The sequence below is a fragment of the Mesorhizobium sp. RIZ17 genome, from assembly GCF_051127865.1.
GTDB classification, from domain to species: domain Bacteria; phylum Pseudomonadota; class Alphaproteobacteria; order Rhizobiales; family Rhizobiaceae; genus Mesorhizobium; species Mesorhizobium humile.
The window spans coordinates 2016042-2033014 of the sequence record NZ_CP147861.1 but is presented as its reverse complement, the minus strand read 5'-3'; the positions used below and the strand labels follow the sequence as shown (position 1 = coordinate 2033014).

The 16973-nt window shown below is 66.0% G+C and carries 14 protein-coding genes; 7 read left to right on the top strand and 7 right to left on the bottom strand.

All coding sequences use genetic code 11. From position 1 onward, the window contains the following. The first annotated feature begins 1 nt into the window (after position 1). From tsaE to WDX12_RS10055, 6 genes are all read left to right on the top strand, one after another. Positions 2-1513: a tRNA (adenosine(37)-N6)-threonylcarbamoyltransferase complex ATPase subunit type 1 TsaE gene (tsaE, locus tag WDX12_RS10080; protein WP_434724775.1), complete on the top strand. Its 1512-nt coding sequence runs from the start codon at positions 2-4 to the stop codon at positions 1511-1513. Then, positions 1510-2232 (top strand): nucleotidyltransferase family protein, encoded by a 723-nt coding sequence (locus tag WDX12_RS10075; RefSeq protein WP_434724774.1) that lies wholly within the window; start codon positions 1510-1512, stop codon positions 2230-2232. Before tsaE ends, WDX12_RS10075 begins: the two co-directional genes overlap by 4 nt. Next, positions 2229-5363, top strand: a complete 3135-nt coding sequence (gene addB / locus WDX12_RS10070) for a double-strand break repair protein AddB (protein ID WP_434724773.1) — start codon at positions 2229-2231, stop codon at positions 5361-5363. The genes WDX12_RS10075 and addB overlap by 4 nt, the downstream gene beginning before the upstream one ends. Then, entirely contained in the window at positions 5360-8872 is a 3513-nt protein-coding gene (gene addA / locus WDX12_RS10065; protein ID WP_434724772.1) for a double-strand break repair helicase AddA, read from the top strand. The genes addB and addA overlap by 4 nt, the downstream gene beginning before the upstream one ends. Positions 8873-8946: 74 nt before the next feature. After that, on the top strand, positions 8947-9270 hold the full coding sequence (gene trxA, locus WDX12_RS10060; RefSeq protein ID WP_320293978.1) for a thioredoxin: 324 nt from the start codon (positions 8947-8949) through the stop codon (positions 9268-9270). Positions 9271-9400: 130 nt separating this feature from the next. Next, positions 9401-9682, top strand: coding sequence for a cupin domain-containing protein (locus WDX12_RS10055; protein ID WP_320293977.1), 282 nt, complete (start codon positions 9401-9403; stop codon positions 9680-9682). 7 nt (positions 9683-9689) lie between these two features. On the opposite strand, the gene WDX12_RS10050 is transcribed toward WDX12_RS10055, so the two are convergent. The 6 genes from WDX12_RS10050 to WDX12_RS10025 form a co-directional block, all read right to left on the bottom strand. Further along, entirely contained in the window at positions 9690-10109 is a 420-nt protein-coding gene (locus WDX12_RS10050) for a VOC family protein (protein WP_434724771.1), read from the bottom strand. 52 nt (positions 10110-10161) lie between these two features. Next, entirely contained in the window at positions 10162-11487 is a 1326-nt protein-coding gene (locus WDX12_RS10045; protein ID WP_434724770.1) for a bifunctional folylpolyglutamate synthase/dihydrofolate synthase, read from the bottom strand. A 235-nt stretch (positions 11488-11722) separates the two neighbouring features. Next, complete coding sequence (gene accD / locus WDX12_RS10040) at positions 11723-12649, bottom strand: acetyl-CoA carboxylase, carboxyltransferase subunit beta (protein WP_320293974.1); 927 nt, start codon at positions 12647-12649, stop codon at positions 11723-11725. Between the two features lie 95 nt (positions 12650-12744). Next, the gene (gene trpA, locus WDX12_RS10035) at positions 12745-13584 is read right to left on the bottom strand and encodes a tryptophan synthase subunit alpha (protein ID WP_320293973.1); all 840 of its coding nucleotides are present in this window, start codon (positions 13582-13584) and stop codon (positions 12745-12747) included. A 2-nt stretch (positions 13585-13586) separates the two neighbouring features. Next, positions 13587-14837, bottom strand: a complete 1251-nt coding sequence (gene trpB / locus WDX12_RS10030) for a tryptophan synthase subunit beta (protein WP_320293972.1) — start codon at positions 14835-14837, stop codon at positions 13587-13589. A gap of 90 nt (positions 14838-14927) precedes the next feature. After that, positions 14928-15587 (bottom strand): phosphoribosylanthranilate isomerase, encoded by a 660-nt coding sequence (locus WDX12_RS10025; RefSeq protein WP_320294446.1) that lies wholly within the window; start codon positions 15585-15587, stop codon positions 14928-14930. A gap of 110 nt (positions 15588-15697) precedes the next feature. Between WDX12_RS10025 and WDX12_RS10020 the strand changes: the two genes are divergently transcribed. Next, a complete protein-coding gene (locus WDX12_RS10020) occupies positions 15698-15913 on the top strand; it encodes a hypothetical protein (protein WP_320214843.1) in 216 nt (71 codons plus the stop codon). 288 nt (positions 15914-16201) lie between these two features. Here the strand turns inward: WDX12_RS10020 and WDX12_RS10015 are convergent, their stop codons facing one another. Then, positions 16202-16960, bottom strand: a complete 759-nt coding sequence (locus WDX12_RS10015) for a M48 family metallopeptidase (RefSeq protein ID WP_320293971.1) — start codon at positions 16958-16960, stop codon at positions 16202-16204. Between the last annotated feature and the right edge of the window lie 13 nt (positions 16961-16973).

Sequence of the window (16973 nt, the reverse complement as noted above, 5' to 3'; positions counted from 1 at the left end):
GATGGCAGGAACGGTGGTGGAGCGTTTTCTCGCCGACGAGTCGGCAACGGCAAGGCTTGGCGAGGACCTCGCCATGGCTTTGCGCGCCGGCGACGCGATCGCGCTCAACGGCGATCTCGGCGCCGGCAAGTCGACGCTGGCCCGCGCGCTGATCCGGACGCTTGCCGACGATACCGGCCTCGAAGTGCCGAGCCCGACCTTCACGCTGGTGCAGAGCTACGAGACGCGCGTTCCGGTGCATCATTTCGACCTCTACCGCCTCTCCTCACCGGACGAGCTCGACGAGCTCGGCCTCGACGATGCGCTCAGCCAGGGCGCGGCGCTGGTCGAATGGCCGGAACGGGCCGCAGACCGATTGCCGGCAAGCGCGCTGTGGGTCGACCTTGCCGAACATGGCGAGGGCCGCGTGGCAAGGCTGTCGGGGCAGGGGCCGGTCTACGAACGCGTCGCTCGATCGCTGGCCATGCGCGATTTCCTGGCCTCGGCCGGATGGGGCGAAGCCAGCCGCCGCCATTTCGTCGGCGATGCCTCCGCCCGCTCCTACGAGATCGTCTCGTTGCCCGGCAAGGCGCCGCGCGTGCTGATGAACTCGCCGCGCCTCGTGCTCGGGCCGCCGGTACGCGACGGCAAGCCCTATGCCGTGATCGCCCATACGGCCCAGTCCGTCACCGCCTTCGTCGCCATCGACCGGGCGCTGCTTGCGGCCGGCGTCAGCGTGCCGGCGATCCATGCCCAGGACCTCGACCAGGGCTTTCTGCTCATCGAACATCTCGGCTCGGAAGGTTTCCTCGGCCACGACGGCCAGCCCATCGCGAAGCGCTACGAAGCGGCGGCGGAACTGCTGGCCATGATGCATGGCAAGGCCTGGCTTACGCGCATGGAAGCGGCACCGGGCGTGTTCCACGACGTGCCGCCTTTCGATCGGGAAGCCATGCTGATCGAGGCCGACCTTTTGGTCGACTGGTATGTGCCATGGATCACCGGCAAACCGGCAAACGACGCTTTGCGGGCAGGTTATCACAAGATATGGAATGCCCTTCTCGACCGCCTTGCCGGCAGCGAATACACGCTGATGCTGCGCGACTTCCATTCGCCCAACATCATCTGGCGGGCGGAGCGATCCGGCCTCGACCGGCTCGGCATCGTCGACGTGCAGGATGCGCTGATCGGGCCGGCGGCCTATGACGTCGCCTCCTTGGCCATGGATGCGCGCGTCACCGTCTCGCCCGAGATCGAGCGACGGACGGTCGCGGCCTATGTCGCGGCCCGGCACGCGGCCGGCGCGTTCGACGAGGCCGGCTTCGCCGAGGCGTATGCGATCATGGCGGCGCAGCGCAATTCGAAGATCCTCGGTATCTTCGTGCGGCTCGAAAAGCGCGACGGCAAGCCTTACTATCTGAAGCACCTGCCGCGCATCCGCGACTATCTGAGGCGGGCTCTGGCGCATCCGGCGCTGGCTGGCCTGAAGGATTTCTACATGGCCCACGGCCTGCTCGAGGAACGGGTCCCATGAAGCCGACGACCGCGATGGTGCTGGCGGCTGGGCTTGGCAAGCGCATGCGGCCGATCACCGACACGATGCCGAAGCCGTTGGTGAAGATCGCCGGCAAGACCTTGCTCGACTGGGGGCTGGACAGCCTGGAGGCCGCCGGCGTCGCCAAGGCGATCGTCAACGTGCACTACCTGCCTGAACAGATCGTCGCCCATGTCGCCGCTCGGCGCGCACCGAAGATCGTCATCTCCGACGAGCGCGAGGCGCTGCTGGAATCGGCGGGCGGCATCGTCAAGGCGCTGCCGCTACTGGGCAGCGAACCGTTCTACATCATCAATGCCGACACCTTCTGGATCGACAGCGGCCAACCCAGCCTCGAGCGTCTTGCCCTTGCATGGGACGCCGCCAGAATGGATATTCTGCTGATGCTTACCGATCTCGACTCAGCCACCGGGCATTGCGTCGGCACCGATTTCCTGGCGGCGCCGGACGGTGCGCTCACGCGCTCGAAAGGCGACCCCGCCGGCCTGATCTATGCCGGCGCCGCCATCATCCATCCGCGCATCTTCAAGGATGCTCCTATCGGGTCGCATTCGCTCAATGTCTATTTCGATAAGGCGATCGCCGCCGGGCGCCTGTTCGGCATGAAGATGAACGGCCGCTGGATCACCGTCGGCACGCCGGACGCGATCCCCGCCGCCGAAGCGGCGGTGGCCGGCGCGCTCGCGAAAGCGGTATGAGCGGCGCGCGCCGCGTTCTTTCCATCCCGCCCGGAGCGCCGTTCCTGCCGACGCTGGCCGGAGCATTGCTCGACGGGCGTCTGATCCCCGCCTTCCGCTTCGACGGCGATCCGCTGGAGCTCGCCGACGCCACCATCTATGTGCCGACGCGCCGCGCGGCGCGGGCGCTGCGCGGCGCCTTCGTCGACATTCTCTCTGAAATGGGCGGGAAAAAACGCTCGGCCATCCTGCCGACGGTGCGGCCGCTCGGCGAGTTCGACGAGGACGAGGCGGCCTTCGACGCCGAGGCGGCACCTGCAATAGAGCTTGCGCCGCCGATCGCCGCGCAGGAGCGGCTGTTGTTGCTGGCGCCGCTGGTGCGCGCCTGGAAGGAAAACCTGCCGGCGCATGTCAGAGAGCGGTTCAACGAGGAATTCGTGGTGCCGACCTCGGCCGCCGACGCCATCTGGCTGGCGCGCGACCTCGCTCGGCTGATGGACGAGATCGAGACCGAAGGCACGGACTGGGCGAAGCTCGCGACGCTGGTCACCGGCAATCTCGCCGGCTGGTGGCAGGTGACGCTCGATTTCCTCGGCATCGTCACCGACAACTGGCCGGAACTGCTCAAGGAGCGCGACCGCTCCAATCCGGCCGCGCATCGCAGCGCGCTGATCCGGCTGGAAGCGGCGCGGCTGAAGCGCAATCCACCGGCCGGACCGGTGATCGCCGCCGGTTCGACGGGCTCGATCCCCGCCACCGCCGAACTGCTTGGCGTGATCGCCGGACTGCCCAATGGCGCGGTCGTGCTGCCCGGGCTCGACCGCGAGCTGGACGACGCATCCTTTGCGGCGATCACCGCACCCGACGCGCGCCCGGCAACGCTCGGCCATCCGCAATACGGCCTCGCCAAGCTGATCGGCGGCATTGGCATCGCGCGCCGCGATGTCGAGGACGTCGCCGCCGCGCCGCCGCCGCTTGCGCTGCGCGCGGCCCTTGTCGGCGAGGCGCTGCGGCCGGCCGAAACCACCGAATATTGGACCGAGACGCGGCCCCGCTTCACGGCACACGACATCGAACGGGCGCTTGCCGGCGTAACGTTGGTGGAAGCGGCGAACGAACGCGACGAGGCGGCGGCAATCGCCATCGCGTTGAAGCGCGCCGTGGAGATCCCGGGCAGGCGCGCCGCACTCGTCACCGGCGACCGGGCGCTGGCGCGGCGAGTTTCGGCCGAGCTTCTGCGTTTCGGTGTCGTTGCCGACGATTCCGGCGGCGCGCCGCTCATCAACACGCCGGCCGCCAGCCTGCTCAGGCTCGCGCTGAGCGCGGCGTTCCGGCCCGGCGATCCGGTAAGCCTGCTGTCCTTGCTCAAGCATCCGCTGCTTGGGCTCGGTTTGGAACGCGAGATCGTGCGCAAGGCGGCCGAACTCGTCGAACTGGTCGCGCTGCGCGGCGGCACCGGCCGGCCCGATGTCGCCTCGCTCGGCGCGCTTTTCGAGACACGGCTCGCCGAGCTGAGCGGCGACACAAGGCAGCCTTTCTGGTTTTCGCGCCTGACCGTGCGCGGCATCGAGCAGGCGCGCGGCATGCTTAGCCGCCTTACAGATGCGCTGTTGCCGCTCACCGCGATGCGCGACGAGAACGGCGCCGACATCGCGACGCTGACGCGGGCGAGCGTCGTCGCGCTGGAGGATTTGGGCCGCACGGCCGATGGCGGTCTGGCCGGCCTCTATGCCGGCGATGCCGGCGACAAGCTGGCCGAGTTGCTGCGCGGACTGGTGGCGGCGGCCTCGCCCTTCACCTTCGCCGCTTCGGAATGGCCCGACGTGATGGAGGCGCTGATCGCGCCGGAGACGGTGAAGCCGGCGCAAGGCACGGACCGCAACATCGCCATCTGGGGCGCGCTGGAGGCGCGGCTTCAGAATGTCGACACGCTGGTCATCGGCGGGCTCAATGAAGGCATCTGGCCGCGCAAGCCCGAGAGCGACCGCTTCATGTCGCGGCTGATGAAGACCGGCATCGACCTCGAGCCGCCGGAACGGCGCATCGGCCTTGCCGCGCATGATTTCCAGATGGCGACGGGCGCCGGCGAAGTGGTGCTGACGCGGTCGGCCCGTTCGGGCGACGCGCCGGCGGTGCCGTCACGCTGGCTGCAGCGCATCCTGACCTTCATCGGCAAGGAACCGGCGGCAGCGCTGCGCGGGCGTGGCGACGCGCTGCTTGGCTGGGCGCGCGCTCTCGATGCCGGCGAGAAGAAGGATTTTGCCCCTCGACCGCAGCCCAAGCCGCCGCTCAGCATGCGCCCGCAGCATTTTTCGGTCACCGAGATCGAGACGCTGCGCCGCGACCCCTACGCGGTCTACGCGCGGCGCATCCTGGGGCTTTCGCCGCTCGAGCCATTGATCCGCGATCCAGGCGCCGCCGAGCGTGGAACGCTGTTCCACGAAATCCTGCATCTGTTCTCCCGGCAGGTCGAGGATCCAAGGGCGCCGAATGCACTGGCAAGCCTTATCGAAGCCGGACGGATTTGCTTTGCCGACGCAAAGCTTCCGCCTGATATCGAGGCTGTCTGGTGGCCGCGTTTCGAAAAGCTCGCCGAAAACATCATCGAATGGGAGCATGGCCGCGCCGATGCGGTCACGCGACGCTACGCCGAGGAACGTGCCGACAAGACGGTGGTCGGCCGCACCGGCGTGACGCTGTCCGGCTATGCCGACCGCGTCGACCTGCTTGCCGGCGGCATGGCCGACATACTCGACTACAAGACCGGCTCCTCGCCCTCGAAGGCGCAGGCGCATACGCTGCTGGCGCCGCAGCTTGCGTTGGAAGGCGCCTTGCTCAGGCGCGGCGCCTTCAAGGAGCTCGGCATTCGCGAGCCATCGCAGCTTGCCTTCGTGCGGCTGAAGCCGAATGGCGAGGTGTTCGAGGAATCGATCCTCGAATACAACCGCAAGCCCCGCACCGCCAACGATCTGTCCGAGGAAGCCTGGGCGCGGCTGGAGCGGCTGCTGTTCCATTATGCCGACCCGACCACCGGCTACCTGTCGCGCGCGCTGCCGTTCCGCGAGGGCGAGGCGGACGGCGACTACGACCATCTGGCGCGCGTGCTGGAATGGTCGGCCGGTGGGGCCAGCGAAGACGAGGCGGACGGATGAAATATCCGATCCCCTCCGATACCGCCGCCAGCCAGGCGCGCGCCTCGGATCCCGCCTACTCCGCCTGGGTGTCGGCCAATGCCGGCTCGGGCAAGACGCATGTCTTGGCGCAGCGCGTCATCCGGCTTCTGCTCAACGGCACCGATCCGTCGAAGATCCTGTGCCTGACCTATACGCGGGCGGCCGCCGCCAACATGTCGAACCGCGTGTTCTCGACCCTGTCGGAATGGACGGCGCTGCCGGATGCGGAGCTGGCGATCAGGATCGCGGCGCTGGACAGCCACGGCGCCGACCGCGACATGATGCGGCGCGCACGGCGATTGTTCGCGGAGGCGCTGGAAACGCCGGGTGGGCTGAAGATCCAGACCATCCATGCCTTCTGCGAATCCGTGCTGCACCAGTTCCCGCTCGAAGCCAACATCCCGGCGCATTTCGAGATGCTCGATCCGCAGATGGAAGCCTCGCTGTTCGGCGATGCCCGCCGCGACATGATCTCGGGGGCGGGCGCCGGCGTCGAGGGCCTGGCGGAGGCCTTCGCCACCGTGCTGGAGCGCGGCGGCGAGTTCGGGCTCGACACGCTGCTTGGTGAAATCGTCGGCAAGCGCGACGAGCTGCGCGATTTCATCGCCAGGCTCGGCAAGGACCGGGATTTTCGACCGCTCTTCGCCGAATTCGGCTTCAAACCTGGACAGAGCGCCGAGGACATCGCCGCTTCGCTGTGGCCGCTGCCTGGCTTTGGCCCCGGCCAGTTCGCCGAATTCACCCAGGCCGCCGAGGCCTCCGACGCGCGGCAGGTGCTGAACAATGTCGTCCCCTATGCGCAGGGAGCGTTCGCCGAAGCCGACCCGATCCGGCGGTTGCGGCTGCTGGCGAAGGCCTTTCTCAAGGCCGACGGCGACCCCTATGAGCCGCCCAAGATCTTCAAGAAGGCGCTTGTCGACCGGCTGCCGGATCTGCCGGACCGCTATCTGGCCGCGGCCAAGGCGATCCTCGAGGTAACCGACCGGCTGGCGCTGTTCCGCATGCTGGAAGGGACTGCCGCGGCGCTGACCGTCGCCGGCTGGCTGATCGCGCGCTACGAGCAGCTGAAGCGTGGGCGGGGCTTCCTCGACTTCAACGATCTCATCACCCGCACCGTCAGCCTGTTGTCGCGGCCCGATGCCGGCCCCTGGGTGCAGTTCAAGCTCGACCAGGGCATCGACCACATCCTGCTCGACGAGGCGCAGGACACCAGCCCGGACCAGTGGGAGGTGGTGAAGAAGCTGACGGAAGAGTTCTTTGCCGGGCTCGGCCAGCGCGAGGCGGTGACGCGCACGATCTTTGCCGTGGGCGACGAGAAGCAGTCGATCTATTCCTTCCAGGGCGCGGCGCCGGATTCCTTTGCCGAAAGCCGGCTTTTGTTTGCCGGGCGCGTGCGCGATGCAGAAGCCGCCTTCGCCAATCTCAAGCTCACCTGGTCGTTCCGGTCGAGCGACGACGTGCTGGCCGCGGTCGACCGTGTCTTCGCCGAACCGGGTGTCAGGCGCGGCATCAGCCACGATCCCGACCCATTGAGCCATAAGGCGATCCGCAATGACGCGCCGGGCTATGTCGAGGTGTGGCCCTCGGTCGGCGCCGAAATGGTCGAGGAGCCTGACGACTGGACCTTGCCGGTCAACCATGCCAGCGCGCCGGCCGTGCGCGTCGCCGAGCATGTCGCGACGACCATCCAGAACTGGCTGCGCAATGGCGAGGCGATCGAAGGCAAGGGCAGGAAACTGACCGCCGGCGACATACTCGTCCTGGTGCGCAAGCGCGACCGCTTCGTCCATGCGCTGTCGCGCAGCCTCAAGAACCGGCAGATCCCGGTCGCCGGCGCCGACCGGCTGAGCCTGCCCGGCCATATCGCCGTGCAGGACCTGATCGCGCTCGGCCATTTGCTGATCCAGCCGGAAGACGATCTGTCCTTGGCTGCCGTGTTGCGCAGCCCGATCTTCGAAATCTCCGAGGAAACGCTGCTGGCGCTCGCTGGCTCGAGGCCGAAAGGCCAGTCGCTGATTTCCTCGCTGCGGCAGCATACGGCCGAGGACGTGGCCCTCGCCGCTGTCGTTAGCCGGCTTGACGGCTGGGCGAGCGAAGTGGCGTTCAAGCCGGTGTTCGAATTCTTTGCCGCGGTGCTGGCGCGTGACGGCCTGCGCCGCAAGATGACGGCGCGGCTCGGACCCGAAGCCGGCGACATTCTGGACGAGTTCCTGAGTTTTTGCCTGGCCGAGGAACGCACCGGACTGCCGGGGCTGGAATCCTTCCTGTCGACGCTGGAGAATGCCGGCCCCGAGATCAAGCGCGAGATGGACCAGACGCGCGACGAGGTGCGGGTGATGACCGTGCATGCCGCCAAGGGCCTGGAGGCGCCGGTGGTTTTCCTGGTCGATGGCGGCTCGGCGCCGTTCAGCGACCAGCACCTGCCGCGGCTGATGCCGTTCGAGAGCTCGGGCGGGCAATGGAAAGGCAAGGGCTATCTGTGGCGCTCGGCCAGTGACGTCGCCAACGGCATCTCGAGGGCGGCTTCGGTCCGAGCGCGCGAACTGGCGGACGACGAATACCGGCGGCTGCTCTATGTCGGCATGACGCGCGCGGAGGACCGGCTGGTCGTCTGCGGCTACCACGGCAAGCGTCAGCCCAGCCCCGGCACCTGGCATTCGATCGTCAGCCGCGCGTTGCTCGGTGCGCCCGAGAGTTCCGAGCGACGGCATCCCGCGACGGCCGATGTGACGGTGCATCGCTTCCACATGACCGAATTGCCGCCAGTGGCGCCGACCGGCGTCGACGAAGCAGGCCCGTTCCAGTATACCGCACCATTGCCGGACGGCCTATTCCGGCCGCTGCCGCCCTATGAGGAGCTGCCGCGGCCGCTTTCGCCTTCCGGCGCCTCAGCGCTGATCGACGAAGCGAAGGACGCTGTCCCCGACACACGCTCGCCGGTGCTCGACGCCGCCGCCGAACCCGGCTTCGCGGTCATGCGCGGCCTTGCCCTGCACAAATTGCTGCAGATGCTGCCCGGCATCGCCGAGGCGGATAGGCGGAGCGCGGCCGAACGCTATCTGGCGCGCGCCGGCGCCGGCTGGCCCGACGGCGAGCGCGACAAGGCGCTGGAAGCGGTGCTGTCGATCCTGTCCGATAGCCGCTTCGGCACGCTGTTCTCGCCGTCCTCGCGCGCGGAAGTCGCGGTGATGGGCAGCCTCGAGGTGAAGGGCAAGCTGCGCTCGATCTCCGGCAAGATCGACCGGCTGGCCGTCACGCCGCAAAAAGTGTCGATCGTCGACTACAAGACCAACCGGCCTGCGCCGACCAGTCTGGCCGAAGTACCACCGGCCTATATGCTGCAGCTTGCGCTCTACCGCGCGCTGCTTCAGCCGCTCTATCCGGGCCGCGAGGTGACGGCGGCGCTGCTGTTCACCGAGGCGCCACGCCTGATCGAGCTGCCGGCGGCGGCCATGGACGACGCCCTTGCCCGACTCACGGGAGCGTGACACAAGAACTGCTTGAACATCGCCACCACAACCACCACATTTGGTGCAACCCGAGTTTTCGAAAGGATTTCAGCATGGCCACCGTCAAGGTCGACAAGGGCAATTTCCAGGCCGATGTGCTCAACGCCAAGGAGCCGGTCGTGGTGGATTTCTGGGCCGAGTGGTGCGGTCCGTGCAAGATGATCGGTCCGTCGCTGGAAGAGATCGCCAACGAGCTCGGCTCCAAGGTCAAGATCGCCAAGCTCAACATCGACGAGAATCCCGAGCTTGCCGCCCAGTTTGGCGTGCGCTCGATCCCGACGCTGATGATCTTCAAGGGCGGCGAATTGGCCGACATGAAGGTGGGCGCCGCGCCGAAGACCGCGCTGTCGCACTGGATCAACGGCAACCTCGCCTGAGCCAATCCGAATATTCAATGAACGAGCCCGGCCGTCGCGCCGGGCTTTTCTTTGGCGCCATCGCTCATGGCGCTCTGGCCCTCGCACGCAGGCACGTCATACTCTCTGCTTCAGAAAAAAGGAGAGCGCCATGACCGGGACAGCCAAGGCCACAGTTCACGTCGACAATGAGCGCGTCATCGTCACCGAGTACCGGTTCGCGCCGGGCGCCAACACCGGCTGGCACCGCCATGGCCACGACTATGTCGTCGTGCCGTTGATGGACGGCAAGGTGAGGCTGGTGACCAAGGACGGCGAATCCTTTGCCGAGATGAAGCAGGGGGCGCCCTATTTCCGCCGGGAGGGCGTCGAGCACGACGTCATCAACGCCAATGACGGCGAATACGCATTCATCGAGATCGAGCTGAAATAGCTGTCGCTCACCAGTCGGCGATGCGATCGCCGCCGGTGAATTGGGCGCTTCTGTCCGTATACTCGAACAGCTCGATCTTCACGCCGTTGGGGTCGCGGACCCAGGCCTGGTAGGTGTCGTCGCAGGCGAACTTCTTCGGCGTGACCTCCACGCCTTTCGATCGGATATGGGCGATGGCTGCATCGATGTCTTCCACCTCAAGGCACAAGTGATTGATCTGGTTCGCCTCGCTGTAGCGGGCCTCGCTCTTCTCGAACACCTCGACATGGCTGCGGCCGCCGCAATCGAGATAGAAGCCGAAGATCCTGCCGTCGCGCAGGAAATTGAACCGTGTGTCCATGCCGAGCACGTCGCTGTAGAAGCGTCGCGTCGCCTCCAGGTCATGCTCGAAAATGCAGACATGGGCGAGCTGCTTCACCTTGATCATGGCCGGTTCCTTTCGGCCCCCGCCGAATCCGCAGCGCTATCTTGAATTGGCTTTAAGTCGGCGGCGTGCCGTTCTCGGCCAGCACGGCGCCGGCGAAATAGAGCGATCCGCCGATCAGGATACGCGGCGCCGGGCCGTCCCAAGAGTCGCGCAACAGCATCAGCGCGCTGGCGACCGAGCTGACCGGCTCGGCCGACAGGCCGGCCTCTTCGGCACGCAAGGCCAGTTCGTCATTCGGCACGCCGGCATCGCTGCTGGTCACCGGCACGGTGTAGACATGGCGGGCGAGGCCCTTGAAGGCGCTGAAATAGCCGGTCTGGTCCTTGGTGTTGATCATGCCGGAGATCAGCACCAGCGGCCTCGGGTTCTTCTCCTCCTGCTCGGCCAGGGCCTCGGCGATGACGATGCCGGCGCCGGGATTGTGGCCGCCGTCCAGCCAGATCTCCGCGCCCTTCGGCGCGAGGTCCACCAGTTTGCCCTGCGTCAGCTTCTGCATGCGCGCCGGCCAGGCGACATGGGTCATCGCCCGTTCGGCGGCGCGATGGCTGATCTCGAAGCCGGCCGCCTTGACGGCGGCGATCGCCGCCGCCGCGTTGGCGTATTGATGGCGCCCGGGCAAGCGCGGCGAGGGCAGGTCCATCAGCCCATCCTCGTCCTGATAGACCATGCGGCCGTTCTCCTCGAAGGCGAGGAAATCCTGGCCATAGACCACGGTCGGGCAATCCAGCCGCTCGGCCGTCTCGATCAGCACCTGGAGCGCGACATCGCTTTCCTGGGCGCCGATCACCACCGGGCAGCCGCGTTTCATGATGCCGGCCTTCTCGGCGGCGATCAGCTCGACGCGGTCGCCGAGATAGGCTTCGTGGTCCATCGATATCGGCATGATCACCGAAACCGCTGGCTGCCTGATGACGTTGGTGGCGTCGAAACGGCCGCCGAGGCCGACTTCGACGATCGCCGCCTCCGCTGGATGCTCCGAGAACAGGACGAAGGTGACGGCGGTGAGGATCTCGAAGACGGTGATCTTCTGGCCGCCATTGGCCTCGGCGACGCGCGCAATGGCCTCGGCGAAAACGTCATCGTCGACGAGCTTGCCGCCGCCTTCGGCCGCCAGCCGGTAGCGCTCATGCCAGTTCACCAGATGCGGCGAGGTGTGGACGTGGACGAGATGGCCGGCCGCTTCCAGCAGCGCGCGGGAGAAGGCGGCGCAGGAGCCCTTGCCGTTGGTGCCGGCGATGTGGATGACCGGCGGCAGCCGGTCCTGCGGATTGCCGAGGCGTTCGAGAAGCCGCGTGACGCGATCCAGCGAAAGGTCGAAGCCTTTCGGATGCAACGTCATCAGATGTTCGATTTCGCGTTCGGCGGAAAGCGTTGTCATGGCGGAATCCTAGAGCGGTTCATCATTTCATGGAATGCAGAACCGCTCTCTCTTTTTGTTGACGCAATTCCGAACGGAAAACCGTTTCACACTTTCCTGGAATTGCTTTGGCGCACGGCTTCGAAACCGGGAATCGGTTTCGGAACGGCCATGCGCAAATCAGAGGCTACAGCACAGAACGGACGGCGCAAATCTCGGTTCGCGGCGAACGATGTCGCGTCGGGCCGACCTCGGCTCAGGCTTGCGGCCGTGCCTCGGCATTGACGATCGCCGGCGGCAGGATCTCCGGCTCCAGCGGCTTCTCGGCCTCCGGCATCTTGAGCAGCATCTTCAACAGCCGGGAAATGGTCTGGCGCATCTCGAGGCGCGACACGACCATGTCGACCATGCCGTGCTCCATCAGATATTCGGCGCGCTGAAAACCGTCGGGCAATTTCTCGCGGATGGTCTGCTCGATGACGCGCGGGCCGGCAAAGCCGATCAGCGCGCCGGGCTCGGCGATCTGGACATCGCCCAACATGGCGTAGGAGGCGGTGACGCCGCCGGTTGTCGGGTTGGTGAGCACGACGATATAGGGCAGGCCGGCTTCCTTCAGCCGGTCGACGCCGACCGTGGTGCGCGGCAATTGCATCAGCGACAGGATGCCTTCCTGCATGCGGGCGCCGCCGGAGGCGGCGAACAGGATCAGCGGCCGCTTGCGCTGCAGCGCAACCTCGAAGGCATGCACGATGGCTTCGCCCGCGGCCATGCCGAGCGAGCCGCCCATGAAGGCGAAGTCCTGCACGGTGACGATGACCGGCAGCCCGTCGATGGTGCCGGCGCCATTGAGGATCGCATCCTCGAGGCTGGTCTTGGCCTTGGCCTCCTTCAGGCGATCGGTGTAGCGCTTCTCGTCGCGGAACTTCAGCGGGTCCTGGACGACCTTGGGGTTTTCCAGCACCTCGTATTTGCCGTCGTCGAAGAAGTATTTCAGCCGTTCCTTGGCCGAGATCTTCATGTGGTGGCCGGACGCCGGGATGACGAACTGGTTGGATTCGAGATCCTTGTGGAAGATCATCTCGCCGGTCTCGGGATCCTTGATCCAGAGGTTTTCCGGCATATCGGTGCGCCGGCCGAGCATCGAATTGATCTTCGGGCGGACGTAATTGGTGATCCAGTTCATGGCTTCGGCTCCTGTCCTGGAAAGGACTTCAAGCAATTCCAGGAAAAGTCTGTGGCGGTTTTCCGGCCGGAATTGCTTGAGAACAAATAGTCAGGCTATTCGGCGGCAGCAAGGCGGGCCGAGCGGACGCCCTGGGCGAGGCCGCTGACCAAAGTGGCGACGGCCTCCGCCGGATCGGCTGTTTTCTCGCCTTTCGGCCCCAGCACATTGGCGATCGCATTGACGATCGCCGTGCCGACCACGACGCCGTCGGCCGAGGCGCCTATGACACGCGCCTGCTCGGCGGTCTTGACGCCGAAGCCGACGCAGACCGGAAGTGCGGTATGGCCCTTGATGCGCGTGACCGCCGCCGAGACCTTGGTGGTGTCGGCGAGGGCCGAGCCGGTGATGCCGGTCATCGAGACGTAGTAGACGAAGCCGGAGGTGTTTTCCAAAACCTTGGGGAGGCGCTTGTCGTCGGTGGTCGGCGTCGCCAGGCGGATGAAGTTGACGCCGGCTTTCAGCGCCGGAATGCAAAGCTCCTCATCCATCTCCGGCGGCAGGTCGACGACGATCAGGCCGTCGATGCCGCTTGCCTTGGCATCCGTGAGGAAGCGGTCGACCCCATAGATGTAGATCGGATTGTAGTAGCCCATCAAAACGATCGGCGTCTCGTCGTCGCCGGCGCGGAATTCGGACGCCATCTTCAGCGTCTTGGCCAGCGTCTGGCCGCCCTTCAGCGCCCGAAGACCCGCCGCCTGAATCGCCGGACCATCGGCCATCGGATCGGAGAAGGGCATGCCGAGCTCGATGACGTCGGAGCCTGCGCCCGGCAGAGCCTTCATGATGGCCAAGGCGGTGTCGTAATCCGGGTCGCCGCCCATGAAATAGGTGACCAAGGCCGGGCGGCCTTCGGCCTTGAGCTTGGCCATGCGGCGGTCGATGCGGGTGGTCATTGTCAGATCTCCATGCCCAGCATGTTCGCCACCGTGTGCACGTCCTTGTCGCCGCGACCGGACAAATTGACGATGACGATCTGGTCCTTGTCCATCTTCGGCACGATCTTCACCGCATGGGCGATGGCATGCGCCGATTCCAGCGCCGGAATGATGCCTTCGACCCGGGTGGTGAGCTGGAAGGCTTCCAGCGCCTCGTCGTCGAGGATCGGCACATATTCGACGCGGCCGCTGTCGCGCAGCCAGGAATGCTCCGGACCGACGCCCGGATAATCGAGGCCGGCCGAGATCGAATGACCGTCGAGGATCTGGCCGTCGGCATTCTGCAGGAGATAGGTGCGGTTGCCATGCAGCACGCCCGGCTTGCCGGCGTTCATCGAGGCGCAATGCTCGACGCCGTCGAGGCCGCGCCCGCCGGCTTCGATGCCGATGATGCGGACGTCCTTGTCGTCGAGGAAGGGATGGAACAGGCCGATGGCATTGGAGCCGCCGCCGACGGCGGCGATGATGACATCCGGCAGCCGGCCCTCCTGCTCCAGTATCTGGGCGCGGGCTTCCGTGCCGATCACCGACTGGAAGTCGCGCACCAGCTCCGGATAGGGATGCGGGCCGGCGGCGGTGCCGATCAGGTAATAGGTGTCCTCGACATTGGTGACCCAGTCGCGCAGGGCCTCGTTCATGGCATCCTTCAGCGTGCCGTGACCGGCGGTGACCGGCCGCACTTCGGCGCCGAGCAGCTTCATGCGGAACACGTTGGGGCTCTGGCGGGCGACGTCGGTGGCGCCCATGTAGACCACGCAAGGATAGCCGAAGCGCGCCGCCACAGTGGCCGAGGCGACGCCATGCTGGCCGGCGCCGGTCTCGGCGATGATGCGCTTCTTGCCCATGCGCTTGGCGAGCAGGATCTGGCCGAGGCAATTGTTGATCTTGTGCGAGCCGGTGTGGTTCAGGTCCTCGCGCTTGAAATAGACCTTGGCGCCGCCCCCGAGGCCCTTCGCCGAGGAAACGTCACGAAGATGTTTCGTCAGGCCCTCGGCGAAATAGAGTTTTGACGGCCGCCCGGCATAGTGGGTCGACAGGTTCTGCAGCTCGGCCTTGAACTCGGGATCGGTTTTGGCCTTGTTCCACTGGTCCTCCAGATCGAGGATCAGCGGCATCAGCGTCTCGGCGACGAAGCGGCCGCCAAAAATGCCGAACATGCCCTGCTCGTCGGGTCCGGTGCGGAAGGAATTGGGCATTGCCGGCTTGTTCATCGCCGATCTCCTAAATCTTGACTTGCGAGCCTGTCCTTGTCGGAAAACCGGTTCCCACTTTTCCGGGGCATGCTCGGGTTCGAAAACTCCTCAGGCAGCGCGATTATCCCGCGCGGCTCCGACGGCCCGGAAAAACTGCTCGATCAGCGCCGGATCCTTGACACCCGGAGCGCTTTCCACGCCGGACGAGATGTCTATTCCGGGCGGATTGGCCTGTCTCAGGGCATCGCCGATATTGGCGGCGTTGAGCCCCCCGGAAAGCATGTAATCGACGCCGGCGTCAAGGCCGGCAAGGACGCGCCAGTCGAAGGCGACGCCGTTGCCGCCCGGCAGTTGCGATCCCTTCGGCGGCTTGGAATCCAGAAGGAAGCGATCGGCAATGCCGACGAAGGGCTTTATGCGGTCGAGATCCGCCCCTTCGCTGACGGACAGCGCCTTCATCACTGGCAGGCCGTAGCGCGCCTTGATCCCGGCCACACGCCCGGGCGTCTCCGAACCATGCAGCTGCAGCATATCGGGCTGCATTTTCGCGACGATCTCGTCGAGAAAGGCATCGTCGGCATCGACGGTGACGGAGACTGCCTTGGCCTTGCCGCGCGCCGCTTCGCGCAAGCGCCCGGCCTCGACAGGCTCGACATAGCGCGGGCTCTTGGCGAAGAAAATAAAGCCGACATGGCTGGCGCCGCCGGCAAGCGCGGCGGCCATCGCGGCGTCGGTCTTCAATCCGCAGATCTTGATGTCGGGCGTCATGGCGCGGGATTGGCACGAAACGGGGAAAGAGTCGAGAAAAAGCATGCTGTTGCCGGCTCTGCGGAAAACACTACGTTGATATAGGAACCACAGGCGGGAGCACGATAAGCATGGCCGACCAGACCGTCGCCGAACTCAGGCAGAAGATCGCGCAGGCGCGCGAGGTGATCGCGCATCTGATGGACAAGGCCGCCTACAATGGCGCCGAGGCGCACCGGGCGCTGGATTATTTCGGCAGCGATGCGTTTGACCGGAATTTTTTGCCGTGGCCGCATTCAGAGGAAGGATTGCGGCCGGAGGAACTGAACGCGGCGAATGACGATTGAGGGGTTACGCAGGGCGAGGCAACCACGCTGTCGTCATCCTCGGGCTTGACCCGAGGATCCATGCCGTTACCTCGGCCGGGGGGCGCTACGATGGAGGATATTAGCGTTCCTCTCCAAAGACATAGCTGTTTCTTGAACCGTTGCGGCGCTCTCACGTCACGGCATGGATTCTAGGGTCTGCGCGCGTCGCTTTCGCTCCTTGCTCCGCCCTAGAATGACGATGCTGAGATGGCCCGGCTAATCTCCAGTGTTGCTTGGCTAGCGGCGGTGCCCCGTTCGCCAGACACTCTACTCGAACACAATCGCCTGCAGGGCCCCGCCGTTGCGTTTCAGCCAGTCCTTGCAGCGGTCGGTGTCCGGGCAGAGCTTTTCGCACAGCTTCCAGAATTTCGGGCCGTGGTTCATCTCCTTCAGATGCGCCACCTCATGCGCCACCAGGTAGTTTATCACCGCCGGCGGCGCCATCATGATGCGCCAGGAGAAGGAGAGATTGCCCTCCGAGGTGCATGACCCCCAGCGGCTGGAGGTATCTTTATACCTTATTGCCTTGGCACGCTTGCCGATCGCCTCGGTGTGCTTGACCACCAGCCTCTCGATCTCCTTCTTGGCCTCGCGCTTGAGGTGGTCAGCGATGCGGCGCGGCAGGTGGATGCGCTCGCCATGGATGATCAGGAGCGGGCCGCGCTCGTCGCGCGCCACGGTGACGGTGCCGCGCTTCGAAGGCTCATGCACGATGCGATGCGGCACGCCGCGGATCGGGATCCTGATGCCCGGCCGCACCTGCGGCCTCGTCGGCACCTTGGCCAGCCGCTGTTCCAGCCAGTCCTGGTGGCGGTCGAGGAATTTCTCCACCTCGCCCCGGCGCAGACCGGGCGGCACGGTGATGCGCAGGCCCTGGCCGCCGGAATCGATGCGCAGCGTAAGCCGCCTGGCGCGGGCGCTTTCGACGATTTTCAGCGGCAGCGTGCGGCCGGCGACGCAATGTTCGCGCTCCACGACAGGCGCGGCCTTGGGCTTGGTCAGGTTGCGAAAGAAGCCGAGGGTCATGGCTGGACGATAC

Bases quoted from the DNA above. Each gene is read 5' to 3' on its own strand.
- WDX12_RS10075 (WP_434724774.1), top strand. From the start codon at position 1,510: ATGAAGCCGACGACCGCGATGGTGCTGGCGGCTGGGCTTGGCAAGCGC.
- WDX12_RS10055 (WP_320293977.1), top strand. From the start codon at position 9,401: ATGACCGGGACAGCCAAGGCCACAGTTCACGTCGACAATGAGCGCGTC.
- addA (WP_434724772.1), top strand. From the start codon at position 5,360: ATGAAATATCCGATCCCCTCCGATACCGCCGCCAGCCAGGCGCGCGCC.
- WDX12_RS10050 (WP_434724771.1), bottom strand. From the start codon at position 10,109: ATGATCAAGGTGAAGCAGCTCGCCCATGTCTGCATTTTCGAGCATGAC.
- trpB (WP_320293972.1), bottom strand. From the start codon at position 14,837: ATGAACAAGCCGGCAATGCCCAATTCCTTCCGCACCGGACCCGACGAG.
- trxA (WP_320293978.1), top strand. From the start codon at position 8,947: ATGGCCACCGTCAAGGTCGACAAGGGCAATTTCCAGGCCGATGTGCTC.
- addB (WP_434724773.1), top strand. From the start codon at position 2,229: ATGAGCGGCGCGCGCCGCGTTCTTTCCATCCCGCCCGGAGCGCCGTTC.
- accD (WP_320293974.1), bottom strand. From the start codon at position 12,649: ATGAACTGGATCACCAATTACGTCCGCCCGAAGATCAATTCGATGCTC.
- WDX12_RS10020 (WP_320214843.1), top strand. From the start codon at position 15,698: ATGGCCGACCAGACCGTCGCCGAACTCAGGCAGAAGATCGCGCAGGCG.
- WDX12_RS10015 (WP_320293971.1), bottom strand. From the start codon at position 16,960: ATGACCCTCGGCTTCTTTCGCAACCTGACCAAGCCCAAGGCCGCGCCT.
- trpA (WP_320293973.1), bottom strand. From the start codon at position 13,584: ATGACCACCCGCATCGACCGCCGCATGGCCAAGCTCAAGGCCGAAGGC.
- WDX12_RS10045 (WP_434724770.1), bottom strand. From the start codon at position 11,487: ATGACAACGCTTTCCGCCGAACGCGAAATCGAACATCTGATGACGTTG.
- WDX12_RS10025 (WP_320294446.1), bottom strand. From the start codon at position 15,587: ATGACGCCCGACATCAAGATCTGCGGATTGAAGACCGACGCCGCGATG.
- tsaE (WP_434724775.1), top strand. From the start codon at position 2: ATGGCAGGAACGGTGGTGGAGCGTTTTCTCGCCGACGAGTCGGCAACG.